This is a genomic window from Microbacterium xylanilyticum (genome assembly GCF_054654695.1).
Map to the genome: position 1 here is coordinate 106,240 of NZ_BAAIEN010000002.1, position 18,465 is coordinate 124,704.

The 18,465-nt window shown below is 69.2% G+C and carries 20 protein-coding genes; 11 read left to right on the plus strand and 9 right to left on the minus strand.

Features of this window, described 5'->3' with window-relative positions; all coding sequences use genetic code 11:
- Positions 1-2: 2 nt before the first annotated feature.
- The 4 genes from ACYQ1L_RS01010 to purL all read right to left on the minus strand — a co-directional run bounded on the left by ACYQ1L_RS01010 (position 3) and on the right by purL (position 5,150).
- Positions 3-1,376: an APC family permease gene (locus tag ACYQ1L_RS01010; RefSeq protein WP_460002345.1), complete on the minus strand. Its 1,374-nt coding sequence runs from the start codon at positions 1,374-1,376 to the stop codon at positions 3-5.
- A gap of 144 nt (positions 1,377-1,520) precedes the next feature.
- Positions 1,521-2,534 carry a LacI family DNA-binding transcriptional regulator gene (locus ACYQ1L_RS01015; RefSeq protein WP_460002346.1) on the minus strand — a complete coding sequence of 338 codons (1,014 nt, stop codon included), beginning with the start codon at positions 2,532-2,534 and terminating at the stop codon, positions 1,521-1,523.
- A gap of 103 nt (positions 2,535-2,637) precedes the next feature.
- Positions 2,638-2,802: a hypothetical protein gene (locus ACYQ1L_RS01020; protein ID WP_460002348.1), complete on the minus strand. Its 165-nt coding sequence runs from the start codon at positions 2,800-2,802 to the stop codon at positions 2,638-2,640.
- Between the two features lie 20 nt (positions 2,803-2,822).
- Entirely contained in the window at positions 2,823-5,150 is a 2,328-nt protein-coding gene (gene purL / locus ACYQ1L_RS01025) for a phosphoribosylformylglycinamidine synthase subunit PurL (protein WP_460002349.1), read from the minus strand.
- Positions 5,151-5,363: 213 nt separating this feature from the next.
- On the opposite strand from purL, the gene ACYQ1L_RS01030 reads away from it, so the two are divergent.
- From ACYQ1L_RS01030 to ACYQ1L_RS01070, 9 genes are all read left to right on the plus strand, one after another.
- The gene (locus ACYQ1L_RS01030) at positions 5,364-6,965 is read left to right on the plus strand and encodes an APC family permease (RefSeq protein WP_460002350.1); all 1,602 of its coding nucleotides are present in this window, start codon (positions 5,364-5,366) and stop codon (positions 6,963-6,965) included.
- Between the two features lie 221 nt (positions 6,966-7,186).
- Positions 7,187-7,423 carry a FitA-like ribbon-helix-helix domain-containing protein gene (locus ACYQ1L_RS01035; protein ID WP_460002351.1) on the plus strand — a complete coding sequence of 79 codons (237 nt, stop codon included), beginning with the start codon at positions 7,187-7,189 and terminating at the stop codon, positions 7,421-7,423.
- Positions 7,420-7,857 (plus strand): type II toxin-antitoxin system VapC family toxin, encoded by a 438-nt coding sequence (locus ACYQ1L_RS01040; protein WP_460002352.1) that lies wholly within the window; start codon positions 7,420-7,422, stop codon positions 7,855-7,857. The genes ACYQ1L_RS01035 and ACYQ1L_RS01040 overlap by 4 nt, the downstream gene beginning before the upstream one ends.
- A gap of 129 nt (positions 7,858-7,986) precedes the next feature.
- Positions 7,987-8,991, plus strand: a complete 1,005-nt coding sequence (locus ACYQ1L_RS01045; protein WP_460002354.1) for an RNA polymerase subunit sigma-70 — start codon at positions 7,987-7,989, stop codon at positions 8,989-8,991.
- A gap of 130 nt (positions 8,992-9,121) precedes the next feature.
- The gene (locus ACYQ1L_RS01050; RefSeq protein ID WP_460002355.1) at positions 9,122-9,313 is read left to right on the plus strand and encodes a hypothetical protein; all 192 of its coding nucleotides are present in this window, start codon (positions 9,122-9,124) and stop codon (positions 9,311-9,313) included.
- A gap of 86 nt (positions 9,314-9,399) precedes the next feature.
- The gene (locus ACYQ1L_RS01055; RefSeq protein ID WP_460002356.1) at positions 9,400-10,461 is read left to right on the plus strand and encodes a carboxylate-amine ligase; all 1,062 of its coding nucleotides are present in this window, start codon (positions 9,400-9,402) and stop codon (positions 10,459-10,461) included.
- 92 nt (positions 10,462-10,553) lie between these two features.
- Positions 10,554-11,156 (plus strand): dihydrofolate reductase family protein, encoded by a 603-nt coding sequence (locus ACYQ1L_RS01060; RefSeq protein WP_460002357.1) that lies wholly within the window; start codon positions 10,554-10,556, stop codon positions 11,154-11,156.
- A gap of 400 nt (positions 11,157-11,556) precedes the next feature.
- Positions 11,557-12,075 carry a hypothetical protein gene (locus tag ACYQ1L_RS01065; protein ID WP_460002358.1) on the plus strand — a complete coding sequence of 173 codons (519 nt, stop codon included), beginning with the start codon at positions 11,557-11,559 and terminating at the stop codon, positions 12,073-12,075.
- A 119-nt stretch (positions 12,076-12,194) separates the two neighbouring features.
- On the plus strand, positions 12,195-12,920 hold the full coding sequence (locus ACYQ1L_RS01070; protein WP_460002359.1) for a hypothetical protein: 726 nt from the start codon (positions 12,195-12,197) through the stop codon (positions 12,918-12,920).
- Between the two features lie 116 nt (positions 12,921-13,036).
- Here ACYQ1L_RS01070 and ACYQ1L_RS01075 read toward each other — a convergent pair whose 3' ends face one another.
- From ACYQ1L_RS01075 to ACYQ1L_RS01085, 3 genes are all read right to left on the minus strand, one after another.
- Positions 13,037-14,146, minus strand: a complete 1,110-nt coding sequence (locus ACYQ1L_RS01075; RefSeq protein ID WP_460002360.1) for a nuclease-related domain-containing protein — start codon at positions 14,144-14,146, stop codon at positions 13,037-13,039.
- 87 nt (positions 14,147-14,233) lie between these two features.
- Positions 14,234-14,578 carry a nucleotide pyrophosphohydrolase gene (locus ACYQ1L_RS01080; protein WP_460002361.1) on the minus strand — a complete coding sequence of 115 codons (345 nt, stop codon included), beginning with the start codon at positions 14,576-14,578 and terminating at the stop codon, positions 14,234-14,236.
- A 38-nt stretch (positions 14,579-14,616) separates the two neighbouring features.
- Positions 14,617-15,141, minus strand: coding sequence for a DUF3427 domain-containing protein (locus tag ACYQ1L_RS01085; protein ID WP_460002362.1), 525 nt, complete (start codon positions 15,139-15,141; stop codon positions 14,617-14,619).
- 56 nt (positions 15,142-15,197) lie between these two features.
- Between ACYQ1L_RS01085 and ACYQ1L_RS01090 the strand changes: the two genes are divergently transcribed.
- Positions 15,198-16,390, plus strand: a protein-coding gene (locus tag ACYQ1L_RS01090) for an IS3 family transposase (protein ID WP_460002364.1) whose coding sequence is annotated in 2 segments (ribosomal slippage) — positions 15,198-15,482 and positions 15,485-16,390 — 1,191 coding nt in all. Because the reading frame shifts where the segments join, the coding sequence is not laid out codon by codon here.
- A gap of 10 nt (positions 16,391-16,400) precedes the next feature.
- Here the strand turns inward: ACYQ1L_RS01090 and ACYQ1L_RS01095 are convergent.
- Entirely contained in the window at positions 16,401-16,619 is a 219-nt protein-coding gene (locus ACYQ1L_RS01095) for a hypothetical protein (RefSeq protein WP_460002365.1), read from the minus strand.
- A gap of 42 nt (positions 16,620-16,661) precedes the next feature.
- Positions 16,662-17,633, minus strand: coding sequence for an A1S_2505 family phage non-structural protein (locus ACYQ1L_RS01100; RefSeq protein ID WP_460002367.1), 972 nt, complete (start codon positions 17,631-17,633; stop codon positions 16,662-16,664).
- 132 nt (positions 17,634-17,765) lie between these two features.
- Between ACYQ1L_RS01100 and ACYQ1L_RS01105 the strand changes: the two genes are divergently transcribed.
- Positions 17,766-18,392 carry a VWA domain-containing protein gene (locus ACYQ1L_RS01105; RefSeq protein ID WP_460002368.1) on the plus strand — a complete coding sequence of 209 codons (627 nt, stop codon included), beginning with the start codon at positions 17,766-17,768 and terminating at the stop codon, positions 18,390-18,392.
- The last annotated feature ends 73 nt before the right edge of the window (positions 18,393-18,465 follow it).

Consider the following 18,465-nt stretch of genomic DNA (forward strand, 5'->3'; position numbering starts at 1 on the left):
CGTCACTCCTTCAGATCGAGGGTCGGGGTGGGGCGGCGGAAGAACCGCGTGACGATGAGCAGCAGCACGAAGCCGACCGCGAGCCAGGAGAGGCCGACGAGGAAGGTCATGCCGGTGAGGTTGGTCCACAGCCACACCGTGAGGGCGAACCCGATGCCGGGCAGCACCAGGTTGTTGAGCGCTTGCCATCCGCCGCGCTCGCCGCGGTCGACGAAGTAGTGCTTGATCGTGGACAGGTTCACGCAGGAGAACGCGATGAGCGCGCCGAAGCTGATCATGTTCGACACGGTGAGCAGGTCGGCGAACAGCGCGTACAGCGAGACGGCCGAGACGATGAGGATCGGGATCACCGGGGTGCCGAAGCGCTTGTTCAGGTGCCCGAACACGGCGCGCGGCAGCACGCCGTCGCGTCCCATGGCGAAGAGGATGCGGGCGACAGAAGCCTGAGAGGTGAGGGCGGATCCGATACTGCCGGCGATGAAGCCGGCGATGAACAGGACCGAGAGCCACTGCTGCCCGAGCGAGGCGACGACCTCGATGCTCGCGGTGTCGGCCGAGGTGAAGTGGTTCGACGGGTAGGCGATCTGCGCCACGTAGGTGAGCAGGATGAAGAGCAGGCCGGCGGCGACGGTGACGATCATGATGGCGCGCGGCACGGTGCGCCGGGAGTCCTTCGCCTCCTCGGAGAGCGTCGAGACCGAGTCGAAGCCCAGGAACGACAGGCACAGGATCGCGGCGCCCTGGAACAGCGGGAAGAAGCTGCCGACGGTGCCGTCACCGGTGAACGGAGCGAGCGGGTCGGCTGCGTGGCCGGCCGCCGCGCCCACGGAGAGGGCGACGAACGCGACGATGAAGATCGCCTGCACCGCGATGATGACGAAGTTCGCGCGGGCGACCGAGACGATGCCGATGATGTTGAGCACCGTGACCACGGCGATCGCGAGGACGATCCAGATCCACGAGGGAACGCCCGGGAAGCTGCTGCCCATGTACAGCCCGATGATGAGGTAGTTGATCATCGGCAGGAACAGGTAGTCGAGCAGCAGCGCCCAGCCGGCGAGGAAGCCGATGGCGCCGCCGAAGGACTGCTGGGTGTAGACGTAGGCGGATCCGGAGTACGGGTAGGCGACGGACATCCGCGCGTAGGAGCGCGCCGTGAACACCATCGCGACGAGCGTGATGACGTAGGTCATGGCCACGCGTCCGCCGGTCAGCTGCGTGACGATGCCGTACGTCGTGAACGCCGTCAGCGGGACCATGTAGACGAGGCCGAACAGCACGAGCGAGGGCACGCCGAGCACGCGCTTGAACCGCCCTTCGGTGACCTGGGCGGTGAGTTCGGTCGGTGAGGCGAGGGATTCGTCGGACTTTGACATGTTGCTCCTGGAAGGCGGACGCGACATCGTCGTCGGCCGCAGAGGTCGATGGGTCGGGGTGCAAGAAGAATAGCAATATCGATAAAGCATCGCAAACACCCCCGGAAGGCAGGGGCGGCGAGCGGCCACGCCCGTGCGCGCCGGTCAGGCGTCGCCGCGGGTGGACGCCCGGTGGTGCACGGTGATCGGCACGACCTCCCGGATCGCAGCGGCGTCGCCGTCCTCATCGAGCACGGCGAGCGCGGCGCGGACGCAGCGGCGGCCGAACTCGCGCGGATGCAGGTCGATCGCCGTGATCGAGGGGCGCGTCAGCGACAGCACCTCGGTGTCGACGAGGGCGGCCACGAGCAGGTCCGCGCCGACGCGGCGGCCCAGCTGCTGCGCACTCGTGACGACGCTGAGCACGGTGCCGTCGGAGACCGACACGATCGCATCGACCGGGTCCTCGTCGTCCCCGGTGAGCAGCTCCGCGACGGCCGCGTGGATGATCTCGGGCGGGGCGGGATGCTCCACCTGGGTGATGCGCGGCCGCATGCCGTGCTCGGCGCACCAGGCCTCGAAGGCCTCGCGCACCGTGATCGCCCAGTATCCGGTGAGCTCGGGGAAGAGCATCGCCGGGCGGTGGACCCCGCGCTCGAGGAGGTGATCCATGAGCTCGCGCACGGCGGGCGCGTGCTCGCTGGTCACCCAGGCGCGGGGCTCGGGCAGGCCGGCGGGCACGGGCTCGCCGGTGATCACCGGGAGGCGCCCGGCGAGCAGCGTGTGCACGACCGGGTCGTTGAGGTCGGGGTCGAGCAGGATCACGGCGTCGGCGGGCAGCTGGTCGGCGTGGTCCGCGCTCTGCTCGGTGGGCAGCATGATCACGGTCATGCCGGCGCGGTTCGCCTCCTCGACGATGCCGAAGGTGGCCTCCATGTAGTACGACAGGGTGGTGCTGTCCGGGGGCAGCCGCAGCGCGAGCATGCCGGTGCGGGAGCCCTTGAGGTGGCGTGCGACGGTGTTGGGACGGTATCCGAGCTCCGCGGCGACCTCGTGCACCCGGCGCCGCATGTCCTCCGACACGCGGCCCCGTCCGGTGATCGCGAAGGACGCGGTCGAGCGGGACACGCCGAGCCGGTCGGCGATGTCCTGCAGGGTCACCGCCCGTTCGCGTCGCATGCTGTCGAACCTACCGGGTGCGGCGCCCGCGTGGATCCCATCGCGCACCGGTGCGGTGTCGGCGCCCGAGAGCGACGTCGCGCCGGCGCGCGGCGACGCGTGTTCAGCCGAGCAGCACCGTGAGGACGGTGGATCCGCCGCCCACGAGGATCAGCGCGACGATCACGACCCAGGCCGTGATGCGGATCCGGCGCTGCCGCCGCTCAGAGTAGATCGACAGATCCTCGTCGGCCCCTGGGCCCGTCGAAGGGTCCGGTGTGCTGTTCACGTCGTCGTCCCCTCGTGGCGTCAGGCGCCGACGGGCTCCGCGACGGTCGGGCCGAAGGCGGCCGGCAGCGTGGCCTGGGCCGTGGCGCGCAGCTCGTCGACGGAGATCGTGAAGACGTCCTGCACCTCGAGCTGCGGGGCGCTGTCGGTCACGCCGATGCGCAGCACCGGATAGCCCCGGCCCTCGCACAGGCCCTGGAACTTCACGTCGTCCTCGCGCGGCACGGTCACGATCACGCGGCCGGTCGACTCGGAGAACAGGGCGGTCGCGGCGTCCACGCCGTCGCGCTCCATGAGCTCGGTGAGCCACACCCGGGCGCCGACGCCGAAGCGCATCACGCCCTCGGCGAGCGCCTGGCCGAGGCCGCCCTCCGAGAGGTCGTGCGCCGAGGAGATCAGCCACTCGTCGCGGGCGGCGGCGATGAGGCCGGCGAGGCGCTTCTCCGCCGCGAGGTCGACCTTGGGCGGCAGCCCGCCGAGGTGGTCGTGGATGACGTCGGCCCAGGCAGATCCGGAGAGCTCCGTCGAGGTGGTGCCGAGCAGGTAGATGTTCTGGCCCTCGTCCTGCCAGCCGGACGGGATCCGGCGGGAGACGTCGTCGATGATGCCGAGCACGCCGACCAGCGGGGTCGGGTGGATCGGCACGTCGCCGGTCTGGTTGTAGAACGAGACGTTGCCGCCGGTGACCGGCGTGCCGAGCTCGAAGCAGCCGTCGGCGAGGCCGTCGACGGTCTGGCCGAACTGCCACATGACCTCGGGGTTCTCCGGGGAGCCGAAGTTGAGGCAGTCGGTGATCGCGGTGGGCTCGGCGCCGGTGACGGCGACGTTGCGGTACGCCTCGGCGAGGGCGAGCTGCGCACCCGCGTACGGGTCGAGCTGGCTGTAGCGGCCGTTCGCGTCGGTGGAGATGGCGAAGCCGAGACCCGACTCCTCGTCGACGCGGATCATGCCGGCGTCGTCGGGGAACGCGAGGGCGGTGTTGCCGAGCACGTAGTAGTCGTACTGGTTGGTGATCCAGCGGGTGTCGGCGAGGTTCGGGCTCTCCAGCAGCGCCAGGAACTGCTGCTTGAGCGCCTCCGGGTCGTTGTCGCGGGGGAGCAGCTCTGCGGCGTCGGCCTGCAGCGCGTCGATCCAGGTGGGGTAGGCGACCGGGCGGTCGTAGACCGGGCCGTCGACCGCGACGGTGGAGGGATCCACGTCGACGATGCGCTCGCCCTGCCAGTCGATGACGAGGCGGCCGTCGCCGGTGACCTCGCCGAGGACGGAGGTCTCCACGTCCCACTTCGCAACGACGGCGAGGAAGGCGTCGAGCTTCTCCGGCGCGACGATCGCCATCATGCGCTCCTGCGACTCCGACATGAGGATCTCCTCAGCGGTCAGGCTGGGGTCGCGCAGCAGCACGTTGTCCAGCGACACGTGCATGCCGCTGTTGCCGTTCGCGGCGAGCTCGCTCGTGGCGCAGGAGATGCCCGCGGCGCCGAGATCCTGGATCGCCTCGACGAGCTCCTCGCGGTACAGCTCGAGGCAGCACTCGATGAGCACCTTCTCGGCGAAGGGGTCGCCGACCTGCACCGCGGGGCGCTTGGTGGGGCCGCCATCGGCGAAGGTGTCGGAGGCGAGGATGGACGCGCCGCCGATGCCGTCGCCACCGGTGCGGGCGCCGAAGAGCACGACCTTGTTTCCGACGCCGGTGGCGTTCGCGAGCTTGAGGTCCTCGTGGCGGAGCACGCCGACCGCGAGCGCGTTCACGAGCGGGTTCGCCTGGTAGACGGCGTCGAACACGGTCTCGCCGCCGATGTTGGGCAGGCCGAGGCAGTTGCCGTAGAAGCTGATGCCGGCGGTGACGCCGTGCACGACGCGGGCCGTGTCGGGGTCGTCGATGGCGCCGAAGCGGAGGGCGTCCATCACGGCGACCGGGCGGGCGCCCATCGAGATGATGTCGCGGACGATGCCGCCGACGCCGGTCGCAGCGCCCTGGAACGGCTCGATGAACGACGGGTGGTTGTGCGACTCGGCCTTGAACGTGACGGCCCAGCCCTCGCCCACGTCGATGACGCCGGCGTTCTGGCCCATGCCCACCATGAGGCGCTTGCGCATCTCGTCGGAGACCTTCTGCCCGAACCGGCGCAGGTAATTCTTGGAGGACTTGTACGAGCAGTGCTCGCTCCACATCACCGAGTACATCGCCAGCTCGCCCGAGGTGGGGCGGCGGCCGAGGATCTCGCGGATCCGCGCGTACTCGTCGTCCTTGAGGCCGAGCGCCGCGTACGGCTGCTCCTTCTCCGGGGTCGCGGCGGCGTTCGCGACGGAGTCGGGAACGTGTGCGGTGGGGGTGTTCGGGGTGGTCACGCGGGCTCCTGGAGAGAGGGGAGGCGGGGCGGATCCAGTCTACTTTGCGAACAAGCGCCCGAATCCCGGTCGCACTCGCCGCTCGCCGGCGGTGCCCTCGGGTCCGGGCGGCTTTCAGCTCACGCATAGAATCGAAGGCGGGGCGCAGCGTCGCCAGGCCACAGCGTCGTCACCGGGGCGACCGTGCGACGACGCGCAGGAAGCAGGATCGGCATGAGCGTGACGTACGACCAGGGAGCGCCGGATCCGGCCACGAGGACCCTCGACTCCGTCACGGGCATCAGCAAGAAGGGCCTGCCGACCGGCACCGTGGGTGTGCTCGGCTGTCTGGTGATCGGGATCTCGACGTGCGCGCCCGCGTACACGCTCACGGCGGCCGTGGGACCGGCGGCGAGCGAGGTCGGCTACCAGACGCCGGCGATCTTCCTCATGGGCTTCATCCCGATGCTCCTCGTGGCGCTCGGCTACCGTGCGCTGAACTCGGCGATGCCCGACTCGGGCACCTCGTTCACCTGGGCGACCCGCGCCTTCGGCCCGTGGGTCGGCTGGATGGCCGGCTGGGGCCTCATCGCAGCGACCGTGCTCGTGCTCTCCAATCTCGCCGGCATCGCGGTGGAGTTCCTCTTCCAGTCGATCAGCATCCTCGTCGGGGATCCGTCGATCGCCGAGCTCTCGGCGAACAAGTTCATCAACATCGCCGTCTGCCTCGGGTTCATGGCTCTCGCGACGTTCATCTCCTACCGAGGCATGACCTCGACCAAGGTGTTCCAGTACGTCACCGTGATCTTCCAGATGGCGGTCATGGTGTGGTTCGTCGTCGCGATGTTCGTGGGCGCCGGCGACCCGGCCAACAAGGAGGCCAAGCTCCCGGAACTGAGCTGGTTCAACCCGTTCGAGGTGTCGAGCTTCAGCGCGTTCGCCGCCGGCATCGCGGTGTCGATCTTCGTCTACTGGGGCTGGGACACCGTGCTCACCATGGGCGAGGAGACCAAGCCCTCGAAGGGGCGCCTGTCCACCGAGAGCAAGGCGGCGATGATCCTCGTCGCGATCCTCGTGGTGCTCTACGTCGGCACCGCGACCGCCACGGTCGCCTACGCGGGTCTCGGCGACGGCCCGACCGGGCTCGGCAACCCCGACATCATCGAGAACGTGTTCGCGGCCCTCGCACACCCCGTGATGGGGCCCGCGGCGATCCTGCTCTCGCTCGCGATCCTCGTCAGCGCCATGGCGTCGATCAACTCCACCGCGATCTCCCCGGCGCGCACGCTGCTCGCGATGTCGCACTACGGCGCCCTCCCGGCGTCGCTGAAGAAGGTGCACCCGACCTACAAGTCGCCGCACGTCGCGCTGCTGCTGTCCTCGATCGTCGCGTCGGCGTTCTACGCCGTGATGCGCTTCATCAGCGAGGACGTGCTGTGGGACACGATCACCGCCCTCGGCATGATGGTGTGCTTCTACTACGGCGTCACCGCGCTCGCGAGCCCGTGGTACTTCCGCAAGGCGGCCCTCCGCGAGGGTCTCGGGTCGATCCTGATGAAGATCGTGCTGCCCGGCCTCGGCGGGATCCTGCTGCTGATCGTGTTCGTGAAGACGACCATCGACGCGATGGATCCCTCCGCCGGATCGGGGAGCAACATAGGAGGCGTCGGGCTGGTGGGCATCATCGGCGTGACCGTGCTGGGCCTCGGCGTGGTCCTGATGCTGCTGCAGTCGAAGGCCTCGCCGGGCTTCTTCCGTGGGGAGCGCCTGGCGCGCACCGACGCCACCAACGACGCCTCCGCGCTGCAGGTCTTCGACGACGGCCTCGGCGGCTGATCTTCGCAGACCGCGGCGACCTGAATTCCTGCCGCGCTACGTCCTCCACCGACGCTCGGCGGGCGGGTCTCCACACGGGGTTCGGGATCGGCCCGCAGCGCCCCGTCCCGCGTGACTAGCGTCGCCAGCAAGTTCCCGTTGAAGGTCTTGCTCGACGGAGCCGATCGATCGGAGGAGGAGTAGCCTTGCATGCATTGACAGCAATGCAGTCAGGAGGTGCCATGTCGACGATCACCGTCCGCGGGCTGGATGACGACGTGGTCCGGGCACTCAAGCTGAGGGCGGCGCGCGAAGGTCGTTCGATGGAGGCCGAGGTGCGCGGCATCCTCACCGCTGCCGTCGCGGCGGAGAGCGATGATCGGGGTCTGGGGACCTTCTTCGCGGCCGCATTCGCCGGTCTCGGTCCGCTCGAGGTGCCGCCGCGGTCCGAACTCGCCGCACCCATCGACCTCGCATGATCCTGCTCGACACGAACGTGTTGTCGGAGTTCATGAAGCCGGCTCCGGACGACCGCGTGCGGCACTGGCTCGACCGGCAGCGGCGCGCCGACGTCGGCACGAGCGCGGTTGTCGTCGCCGAACTCGCCGCCGGGGTCGCCGCGCTTCCGGAAGGGCGTCGGCGGATCCTGCTGCAGGATGCGCTGGATCTGGCGTTCGAGAGTCTCAAGGGGCGAGTGCTGCCGTTCGGCTTCGGTGCGGCGATCGAGTACGGCAGGGTTCTTGCCACCCGCTCCCGCGCGGGTCGCCCGATCAGCGTCTTCGATGCCCAGATCGCGGCGACCGCGATCCACGCGCGAGCAACCCTGGCGACGCGCAACGTGCGGGACTTCGACGGGCTTGGCGTGCACCTCGTCGACCCGTGGAGCGCGGATGGTGACGACGGGAACGCCTGACCGGTGCGGCGGCGACGAACGGGAGGTCAGTGTGCCGGATCGATCTCCTGGTGCTCGACGATCCACTTCGTCAGCCGCGGGTGCACCCATGAGCTCGGGTTACGCTCTCGGCATGGCGACGGAGTGCGCATGACCGATTCGGCGGTTCTGCTGGACCGTGCCCGCGGCGGCGACGAGTCGGCGTTCGGAGCGCTCGTCGGACGGCACCGGCGCGAGCTGCAGCGGCACTGCTATCGGATCCTGGGGTCGCTCGCCGACGCCGAGGACGCCACGCAGGAGGCGCTGCTGGCCGCCTGGCGCGGCATCGCGGGGTTCGCCGGGAACAGCTCGCTGCGCACCTGGCTCTACCGCATCGCCACGCGCACCAGCCTCCGAGTCGCCGAGCGGCGGCCCGCCCGCGTGCTGTCGTGGGATGCGCATCCGGCCCGCGACCCGCTCGGGGACCTCGGCGCACCGGACGACGCGACGGCCTGGCTGGATCCGTGGATCGCGTCGATCGACGACCCCGCGGAGGCGGCGGTGCGCCGCGACACCATCTCGCTAGCCTTCCTCGCGGCGCTGCAGCAGCTGCCGCCGGCCCAGCGGGCGGCGCTCATCCTGCGGGATGTGCTCGACTTCTCGGCCGCCGAGACCGCCGAGATCCTCGATACGACCGTCGCTTCCGTGAACAGCGCGCTGCAGCGGGCCCGCGCGAGCCGCGCCCGAGTCGCCGGGGCGGGCGACGGCGAAGCCGGGGCTGCCGCGCCGTCGCCCGCGGGATCGGCTCGCGTTCCCGACTCCGCCGAGCAGCGCGCCGTGGACGCGTTCGTCGCGGCGTTCGAGGCCGGGGATGTGCCGGGCATCGTCGCCTTGCTCGCCGACGACGTGCGTCTCACGATGCCGCCGCTGCCGGCCTGGTTCGACGGGGTGGCAGACGTCACGGCGTTCTTCGCGGACCGGTCGCTCGTCACGCCGTGGCGGGTGCGCGCCCGGGCGCAGGTCAACGGCATGCCCGCGGTCGTCGCCGAGCAGTTCGCGGACGGCGCCTGGCGGCCGGGCGCAGTCATGGCGCTCGAGATCCGCGGATCCGAGATCATCTGGATCGCCTCGTTCCTGGATCCGGATCTGCTCGCTCGGGCGGGATCCACGAGCTAGCACGCCATCGTCGCGGTGACAAGACCGCTGACGCCGGCGCGCCCGCCGCATAGCGTATGCGGTGCGACCGGGCGCCGCGTCACCGAGGACGTCGGCGCAGGCCGGGCCGCCTGAGGCGAAGGAGCGCGCCATGACGAACAACCCGCAGATGCCGCTGGTCCCGGAGGATCCGGAGCAGGAGCTCTCGGATCCGCCGCTCATGGAGGACGCCGACGGCGACGAGGAGCTCGACCCGGACCGGAACGACGACCATATCGACAGCGCCGAGGCCGACCGCATCGCCTCGGAGACCGACGACGACCTCGACGACGAGGACCGCTGACACCGGCCGTGCCCCCAGCCGGCGGACGCGTCGTGCGACGACTGTGCGCCGGCCTGTTCAAGGCCGCGGGATTCAGGACGGAGTGAATGGCGACCACGTTCGGCATCGAAGAGGAGTTCCTGCTCCTCGACCCCACCACCCTCACCCCGGTGGAACGTGCGGCGGAGGCGGTCGCGGAGGTCGATGACGGCCGCGACGACGGCACGGTCGCCCGGGAGTACCTCAGCTGCCAGATCGAGTACGCGACCCCGGTGTGCACGGGCGCTGCCGAAGCCCACGAGGCGCTGCGGGGATTCCGTCACCGCCTCGGCCGGTGGGCCGCCGACGCGGGGGTCGTGGCGGCCGGCACGGGCACGCCGCTGGGCCGGCGCCCGTCGTCGACGGTGAGCCCGGGGGAGCGGTACGACCACATCGCCGCCGAGGTGGCGGGCATCACCGCCGAGCACCAGGTCTGCGGCCTGCACGTGCACGTCGGCGTGGAGCGCGACGCCGGGGTGCACGCGTCCAACGTGCTGCGCGGGTGGCTGCCCGTGCTGCTCGCCCTCTCGGGCAACTCCCCCTTCTGGGACGGGCAGGACACGGGCTTCGACGGCTGGCGCGCCATCCACTTCCGCCGCTGGACGACCTACGGGATCCCGCCGGTCTTCCGCGACGTCGACGACTACGACGCCACCGTCGCCGCTCTGGTCGGACTCGGCGCCACGTCGGATACCCGGTCGCTGAACTGGAACATGCGCCTGTCGACCCTGTTCCCCACTCTTGAAGTGAGGGTCTGCGACGCGCAGCTCGACGCCGCATCGTCGGTCGCCCTGGCGGTCGTCGTCCGCGCCCTCGTCGACTCCGCGCGTGATTCCCGCACCTCAGCGTCGGAGGACCGCGCGCCCTGGGACGCCGGGCTCTGGCACGCCGCCCGTCACGGGCTGGACAGTGGCCTGCTGCACCCCGACACCGGGCGCCTCGCGCCGGTGGCCGAGGTGCTGACGGCGCTGCACGACCGCATCGCGCCGCACCTGAACGGCGACGACGAGATCCGCGCCGTGGCGCGCCTGCTCGGGCCACGTCGCACCGGGGCCGCCCGGCAACGGGAGGCGCATCGGGCGGGGCTGCCGGCCCTGGCGGATCTGTTCCGGGAGTGCCTCGTCGACTGAGTTCCGAAGAATTCTCGTGGCGACCGATGAGTTTCGCGGATCCGGCGTCTCTGCACCTGTGTACGCACTCTTCTGCCAGGAAAGGAACGCTCATGCACTCGCTCATCGTCTCCAACGCCATCACTCTCGACGGCTTCTTCGCCGGCGCCGGAGGAAACCCGATGGTTCTGAACCTCGACGCGGGCTTCGACGCGCACAACCTCGAGCTCATGCGGGGCGCGGGCACCGTGCTGCTCGGGCGCACGTCGTTCGAACTGTTCAGCTCGTTCTGGCCGATGGTCGCGGATGCGCCGGAGGATCCGTCGAATCCCGCGCTGAGCGCGGTGAACCGCGAGTTCAGCCGCCTGTACCGCGACGTCCCCAAGATCGTGGTCAGCGATGGGTTCGTGGTGCCGGCGGACAACCCGTGGCACAACACCACGCGGGTGGTGAGCGGGGCAGATCTGGCCGACGTGCTGGCCGCCGAGAAGGCCGGCGACGGCGGCGACATCGTCGTGTTCGCCAGCGCGACCCTGTGGAACGACCTGCTGGCGGACGGCGCGGTCGACCGCCTCGACCTGATCATGGGGCCGGACGCGATCGGCGAGGGCGTGCCGGCGTTCCGGGCCCCGGTGCGGCTGCGCACGCTCGGCGCAGCCCCGATCCCGGGGTCGTCGAATGTTCTGCTGCAGTACGCCCCGGCATCGGCGGAGTGACCGCGGACGCACCGAAGTCCGTGTGCGAGAATCCAAGCCCACGCCCCGTCAGGCGCGGGCTTGGAGGCGTCATGGGTATCACCGCGGGAGCGCTCGTCGCGGTCTTCGTCGCGCTGTTCATCGTGCTCGTGGTGCGCCGCGGGAAGTAGCGGTGCCCGCGGCGCCCCTATCGCGCTCGGCGCGACGGCCTGCTCCCTCCGGTGTCGTTGACTGCGCCCGCCTGAGCCCGTACCCGGGGTCGTTGAGCGAGCACGGCCGCAGGCCGAGAGAGACGAAACGCGGCACCCTTCTCGGGCGAAGCCTGTGGATAACTCTCAAGCAGACGGGTGGATCCGGTTACGGTGGCTGAGTGATTCCTCGGCGCACTGCTCTCGATGTCCGGTCCCCTCGCGGCGGTCGGATGGCCGGGGCGCTCCGCGCTGGCGTCGCGGCGGCGCTCGTCGCAGCCGCGGTCGGGCTCGCCGGCTGCACACCCGGCCCGGCACCCAAGCCGACTCCGACTCCGCTGTTCACCAGCGAGGCCGACGCCTTCAAAGCCGCGGAGGCCGTGTACCGCGAATACACGGATGCCGGAGCCAAAGCGGACAGTGGTGACGCGACTGCTCGACCGGAGGACTATCTGGCGGGCGCGGCGCTGGAAGACGAGTTAGCAAGCCAGCGTGATCTCAAGTCGCAGGGCTTGACAATCAAGGGTGCTGCCCGCGTCGAGTCCTTCAGCGGTTCCAAGTTCAGTCCCGAAACTTCCCAGGTAGCTGCCGACGTTTGCCTCGACGTCAGCCAGACCCGCATCATTGACAAGAGCGGCGGCGACGTGACTCCAGCTAACAGACCGCTGCTCGTGCCACTCCAGGTCGAGTTCACCCGTGCGGGATCTTCGTTGTTGATCGCGAAATCGGCTTCAGCGGACATCAAATGCTAGTCTCGTCGCTCCTCATCGCCGTCTTGGTTGTAAATGGCGCAGGCGTGTTCGCAGATGCGCCCGTGGACACAGCGTGCGGACGAATCGGGGCGATGTTCGGCTGTCCAGACCGTAGCGGCGTGACGATGACGGGCAGCCAGACGACGAGTACCGACGATTGGGATCCGACGCCGGGCGGCAATGGTCCGCTGATCGAAGGCGCCGGGTCAGACGACCTCTGGTTCCCGGAACCCCCACCACCCGTCAACATCTACGACACCTGTCGCGACGACGTCCACGAGTTCCAGAGCTGCCTCAACGGCATCCGCGTGGACGCTCCGACCACTCAGGAGCCCACGACGCCACCTCCGGCTGTCCCCGGCTGGAGCGTCACCATCTCCGACCTCGCCCGCTTCGTCCCGTCCACGGCGACGGTCGCCGGCGAACCCGACAACATCGCGGTCGTCGGGCTCCCCGCCAACTTCCTCAGCAGCGCCAAGACCGAGACGATCCCCGGCACGATCCTCGGCCGGTCCCTGACGATCCGGTTCACCCCGGTGAGCTACGCGTTCGACTACGGCGACGGGGAACGGCGCACGAGCACCACGCCCGGCGTCGCGTGGGACACGAGCGGTCAAGCGCAGTTCACGCCCACCGACACGAGCCACGTCTACACGGAGCCCGGCACGTACACGGTGACCGCCACGGTCACCTACACTGCCGACGTGGATCTCGGCGCCGGGTGGATCCCGATCAGCGGCACGCTGAACGGTCCGCCCGCGAGTCAGCAGATCCGTGTCGTCAAGGCGTACACCGCCCTCGTCCAGGGTACGTGCCTGGAACGCCCCAACGCCCCCGGCTGCTGACCGGGGCGGAGTTCAGTCCGCGGTCGACGATGAAAAGCGCTGTTCCCGATGACGTTTCAGCAGCGAAATCCAACTCGCCGCATGCGGCGATGCGAAACCCCGAAGCCACAAGCGCTTCAAGAACGCACGCTGCGACGCTCCCGGATCCGCGGTCCCTCCGCCGTCGTCGCCTGCGCGGACAGCGTCCCGTGTGCCGGCATACGGAAGTTCAGCGGCACCGGGCTGCGGAACTCCGACGCGAACCGTCCGGTGCCGTGCAGGTCGGCGCCCAGTTCGTGGACCGTCGCGACGAGCTGCGTGAGCTGATGCGACGACGGGCCGGCGGGGCCGCCGGTCTGCGCGTCGAGGAGCGCCTTCTGGATCGTGCGGACCGAGGCGATGCGCGTCGGCTGAGCGTGCTCGGACTCGTCGAGGCCGCCCGTCCACACCCGCGCGTCGGGATGGGAGTAGAAGACGCACGTCTGCACGTACGGAGCGGATCCGTGCCGCGCTGACAGGTGCTGGTAGAAGCGACGAGCCTGGCGTCGGACCTGCGCCGCGGGAGAGTCAGGCCCGAGCAGCGTGCGCACGTCGAGGCGCTCGCCGCCCTCCCGCGTCACCGCGATCGCGAACGAGCTCGGCAGCGCGCTCTCGTCGAAGAGCACGCCGAGCGCCCCCGCGAGCGTCGACGGCTTCTTGCCGTCGAGGATGAGACCCTTCCAGTACTTGCTGTCGACCAGCACGACCGCCTTCTCGGTGATCACGAGGTGGTCGAGCTGTGCGCAGTACGGTGCGATGGATCCCTCATCGCGCGGGGAGAAGACGATGTTCGTCGCGACGATCGCGTCCAACCCGCCTGCCTCGCAGGCGTCGACGAGCACCTCACGCGAGGCGAGCTCCCAGCGCAGTCCACGGCCGGCGAGCAACCGGGATCCCTCCTCGTTCGCGATGGCGGCGTCGCGCTCGGCGGTGAGTGCGCGCACCTGCTCCTCGTGCTCGGCGAGGCGCTGCGTGGTCTCCGCGTCGTAGCGCGCCATCAACGTGGCGACGGTTTCGCTGTGCGTGCTCTGCAGCTCGCGGGTCGCGCTGGCCTGGCGTTCGACGAGCGAATTCTCTTCGTCGGCGTAGCGCCGCTGGAGCTCCTCCCTGACCCGCCGGTTGCGGCGGCTCAGACCCCAGACCGTCGCCGCGAAGGCGACGACCAGCACAGCGACGGCGATGAGCAGGGCAAGAGTGGGGATCTCCATCCCTCCAGCCAACCAGCGCCCGCCGGCTTTCCCGGCGCGTCGCCCGCGCGTGGCGCGGACCGGTCCCGAAACGCTCGGGCTGGATCGCTACTCGTCCTGATCTCTCTCGGCCGCAAGCTGCGTGTACTTCACCATCCGACCGCGCGCCTGATCAACGGGGTACTTTGCGCGGCTCGACTCGAGCTTGCGCAGCACGATGTCGTCGAGGTCGACGCCGATCCGGTTCGCCAGATGGATGCAGTACGTGACGATGTCGGCGAGCTCTTCCTCGACGCGCGTCTGGTCGAACTCGCCGCCCCACTGGAAGCACTCGAGCAACTCCCCGGATTCGACTGCGATGCTCTTGGCAAGGTTCTCCGGCGTGTGGAACTGATCCCAGTCGCGCTCGTCGACGAACGCGCGGAGGGCGGCGAGAGTGGCGGAGGACGGCATGGCGCCGACGCTACCAGCGGTGTCGTATTCGCAGTCGACTAGGGCTCGGTTTTCGGGGCGTTCGCGACGAAATAGTCGTACAGGCTGGCCTCGATCGGAGACTCCATACCGAGCGTCATCGTTACCACATTCAAGAGGGATCCGCCCTCTCCTGGCATCTGCGCTTGCTTTGGTGAGGACGCGCGCACGCGGCCGAGGTAATAGAAGTCGCGGCCCTCGGCATCGTCCTTCTTCGCAAACAGATGGAGCGGGATCGCGTTCTCCGCAATTGTCTTCACTTCGGAGCTCGCGAGCGTGCGACGACTGCGCGTGAACCAATGCATCTGGGACTCGTTGATGAACTCATCGCCGTATGCGGTGCTCGCAGATACGTCCTCGTGCTTGTGGTAGGTGACGAAGATCGGGCAGGTTCCCGAAATCAGGTCGACCTTGTAACCGTTGATCGTGCCCTCTTCGTTCTTCTGCCAGTTCAGCAGACGACAGACGTCCTTACGGGAGTAACGCTGGCCGACTTCAAGCGTGCTGGACCAGCGATAGCGATGGCGCGCAAGGGACTGCTGCACGAATAGGTGACATCTGATCTGGCTTGCCCGAGGGGTTGGCCTGGAAGGATGTTGCTGTGCCGAAGCCCTACCCCACTGAGTTCCGTGACGATGTCGTGCGCGTCGCGCGAAATCGTGAGCCCGGTGTGACGATCGAGCAGATCGCGAAAGACTTCGGTGTTCACCCCATGACGTTGCAGAAGTGGATGCGTCGCGCCGACATCGACGAGGGAGCCAAGCCCGGCCAGTCCCGAACCGAGGCGGCCGAGATCCGCGAATTGCGGAAGCGAAACCGGCTCCTCGAACAGGAGAACGAGGTCCTGCGGCGTGCGGCGGCGTATCTGTCGCAGGCGAACCTGCCGGGAAAAGGTTCTACCCGCTCGTGACGGAGCTCGCCGCCGCAGGGATTCCTGTGACGGTGACGTGCCGGGTATTGAAGCTCTCCCGCCAGCCCTACTACCGCTGGCTGGCGAACCCCATCACCGATAGTGAGGTGGTGGAGGCGTATCGCGCGAACGCGCTATTCGACGCGCACCAGGACGACCCCGAGTTCGGGCACCGCCTCCTCGCCGACGAGGCCCGCGACAACGGAGAGGCGATGTCGGATCGGACGGCGTGGCGGATCGCGTCGAGTAACGGCTGGTTCAGCGCGTTCGGCAAGCCCAAGCGCGGCAAGGGCCGCCGACCCGGCCCTCCCGTCCACGACGACCTGTGCGCGGTCGTCGACGAGGACGGGCGTGTGCGGCACGTGTTCACAGCGGAGGCGCCGAACGAACTGTGGCTGACCGACATCACGGAACACCGGACCGCGGAGGGCAAGCTCTACCTCTGCGCCATCAAGGACGTCTACTCGGGACGGATCGTCGGGTACTCGATCGACTCCCGGATGAAGTCCCGTCTGGCCGTCCAAGCCCTCGAGAACGCTGTTGCGATGCGCGGCGACGTCGCCGGATGCATCGTGCATTCCGACAGGGGATCTCAGTTCCGAAGCCGGAAGATGCTCCGCGCCCTCAGCCGGCATCGCATGGTCGGGAGCATGGGCAGAGTAGGGTCCAGCGGAGACAACGCAGCTATGGAATCGTTCTTCGCGCTGCTGCAGAAGAACGTCCTCAACCGCCGAACCTGGACCACCCGCGAGCAACTCCGCATCGCGATGGTGACCTGGATCGAACGGACCTACCACCGTCGCCGACGCCAGGCACGCCTGGGCCGTTTGACGCCCATCGAGTTCGAGACCATCATGAACACGACCGTCGCACTGGCGGCGTGACTATAACCTGTCACCTATCCGTGCAGCAGTCCCCTTCGATAAAGACACGGCCCACGAGGTCGGCACGGCTCTCACCTGCGAGGAGGTTGAGTTGCTGGCTGAACTGCTCCGGGGACGAGGCCACAAGCATGAGGCGGACATGTGGATCGGTGAGCACGCGCTTGGCGACGATGTGGGCGACGCGCACTTCGAGCCAGACCAGGTCGCGCTGAGGCGGCGGCTCGGCCACTAAACGCTGTGAACCACCGCCCGGATCCAAATCCGCCGCGGTCTACCGTCCCTGGAACTCCGCCGGCAGCACGACGTTGTCGGGTGCGCCGTCGAAGAGGTGCGCGATCTCGTCGGCGCGGTAGCCGGCGACGCCGGTGCCGATCGGGGTGACGAGGAACCGCAGCTCGGGGTGGCGGCTCGCGTAGCGGAGGAACCGTGCCACCTCGTCGCGCAGCACGCCGAGTCCGCTCATCGTGACGATCCCGTACGACTGGCCTTGGTGCCCCGACCCTTCGCCCCATACGGCGCCGAACCGCTCGTAGGCGGTGCGCGCGGCGCCCGCGCCATGCCGACCCTCCGCGTTCGAGCCGAACACGAACACCTCGTCCGGCTTCAGTTCGGTGATCCACCCCGACCGCTGGCGTTCGCCGCCTGCCTGACGGCGCTCCTCATCGACGACCTCGCGGGTCACGCTCAGCTGCAGGCGCGCCAGGGCATCGAGCCGGCGGGACGGGGGCAGGTCGCGCAGCGCCGCGGCGGCGCGCTCGACCGCTTCATCGAACGTGGGTCGTGAGGCCGTCGACAGGGATGCGCTCGGGGTCGTCGGCGATCCGCTCGGGGCCGCGGGGGCGCTCGTCGCGGGATCAGCGCCTTTCGCCGGACCGGATCCGCTCGTCCGCCGCGCTGAGATCTCGCCGAGCGGGAAGGCCGCCGAAACCTGTGGCGACCCGGGCGCGCTCATCGACGGAGGGGCCGCGGTGGCGGCGCCGACCGACGTATCGAAGGGGACGTTGAAGGGCTCGTCGTCGCCCTCGCCGAACAGCTCGTCGAGACGCGCCCCGAGGGCCTTCGCGATGAGCAGTTGCTTCTCGTACGACGGCATCCGCCAGCCCGTCTCGACCTGAGCGACCATCGCGTAGGATGCGCCGATGGTGCGGGCGAGGTCCTCACGCGACATCCGCAGGCTCGTGCGCCGGTCCGCGATGCGTCGGCCGACCTCTTCGTCGCCGGTCTTCTTCGATGCGGATGCCATGCGCTGCTCCCTCTCGCTGCCCGTGTCGGCGGTCCTTCTTATGCTAACCGTAACGAATCACTTGTGCTCTCTGTGGTGGCTCTGTATAACTGAAAGCACAAGTTTGCTACTACTGAGAGAGAAGGCTTCCTCATGACTGACTCGAACTACACCGCGATCCTGGTCGTTCTCGACCGCTCGGGATCGATGGAAGGAAGCGCCGCGGAGATGGCGGCCGCCACCCAGCAGCTCATCGACTCCCAGGCTGCACAGCCCGGCATGGTGACCGTCGACGTCGTCACGTTCGACAACGTCATCGAGCACACGCACGCCTTCGCTCAGCCGGCCGACGTGAAGATCGTCCTCGAACCGCGTGGCGCGACCGCCCTGTACGACGCGATCGGCGTCGCCTTCAGCGGCTTCGGTGCGGCCCTCGCCGCACTGCCCAAGCACGCGCGCCCCGGCACCGTGCTCGCCACGATCGTCACCGACGGGGCGGAGAACGCCTCGCAGGAGTACGACGCCGCCGCCATCGCCCGGATCATCCAGCGTCAGCGCGATGACTACGACTGGGATGTCTCCTTCCTCGGCGCGAACCAGGATGCGGTCCTCGCGGCGGGCGCCATCGGCATCGATGCGAAGGACGCCCTGACGTTCGACATGGGCAACATCGCGCCCACGATGGCCGCCCACGCCGCCAAGCTGACGCGGCGCCGCGCCGGTGACCGCACCGGGTACACCCAGGCGGAGCGCGGGGCGGCGGATCCGGGTCGCGCGTGAGTCGACCCGGGGGCTCCGACGCCGCGTACATCGAGCTCGGGCGCAGACCGCGTGGCCGTCGCGAGCCCGGCAC

Bases quoted from the DNA above. Each gene is read 5' to 3' on its own strand.
- ACYQ1L_RS01010 (WP_460002345.1), bottom strand. From the start codon at position 1,376: ATGTCAAAGTCCGACGAATCCCTCGCCTCACCGACCGAACTCACCGCC.
- ACYQ1L_RS01015 (WP_460002346.1), bottom strand. From the start codon at position 2,534: ATGCGACGCGAACGGGCGGTGACCCTGCAGGACATCGCCGACCGGCTC.
- ACYQ1L_RS01030 (WP_460002350.1), top strand. From the start codon at position 5,364: ATGAGCGTGACGTACGACCAGGGAGCGCCGGATCCGGCCACGAGGACC.
- ACYQ1L_RS01035 (WP_460002351.1), top strand. From the start codon at position 7,187: ATGTCGACGATCACCGTCCGCGGGCTGGATGACGACGTGGTCCGGGCA.
- ACYQ1L_RS01040 (WP_460002352.1), top strand. From the start codon at position 7,420: ATGATCCTGCTCGACACGAACGTGTTGTCGGAGTTCATGAAGCCGGCT.
- ACYQ1L_RS01045 (WP_460002354.1), top strand. From the start codon at position 7,987: ATGACCGATTCGGCGGTTCTGCTGGACCGTGCCCGCGGCGGCGACGAG.
- ACYQ1L_RS01050 (WP_460002355.1), top strand. From the start codon at position 9,122: ATGACGAACAACCCGCAGATGCCGCTGGTCCCGGAGGATCCGGAGCAG.
- ACYQ1L_RS01055 (WP_460002356.1), top strand. From the start codon at position 9,400: ATGGCGACCACGTTCGGCATCGAAGAGGAGTTCCTGCTCCTCGACCCC.
- ACYQ1L_RS01060 (WP_460002357.1), top strand. From the start codon at position 10,554: ATGCACTCGCTCATCGTCTCCAACGCCATCACTCTCGACGGCTTCTTC.
- ACYQ1L_RS01065 (WP_460002358.1), top strand. From the start codon at position 11,557: ATGGCCGGGGCGCTCCGCGCTGGCGTCGCGGCGGCGCTCGTCGCAGCC.
- ACYQ1L_RS01075 (WP_460002360.1), bottom strand. From the start codon at position 14,146: ATGGAGATCCCCACTCTTGCCCTGCTCATCGCCGTCGCTGTGCTGGTC.
- ACYQ1L_RS01080 (WP_460002361.1), bottom strand. From the start codon at position 14,578: ATGCCGTCCTCCGCCACTCTCGCCGCCCTCCGCGCGTTCGTCGACGAG.
- ACYQ1L_RS01100 (WP_460002367.1), bottom strand. From the start codon at position 17,633: ATGGCATCCGCATCGAAGAAGACCGGCGACGAAGAGGTCGGCCGACGC.
- ACYQ1L_RS01105 (WP_460002368.1), top strand. From the start codon at position 17,766: ATGACTGACTCGAACTACACCGCGATCCTGGTCGTTCTCGACCGCTCG.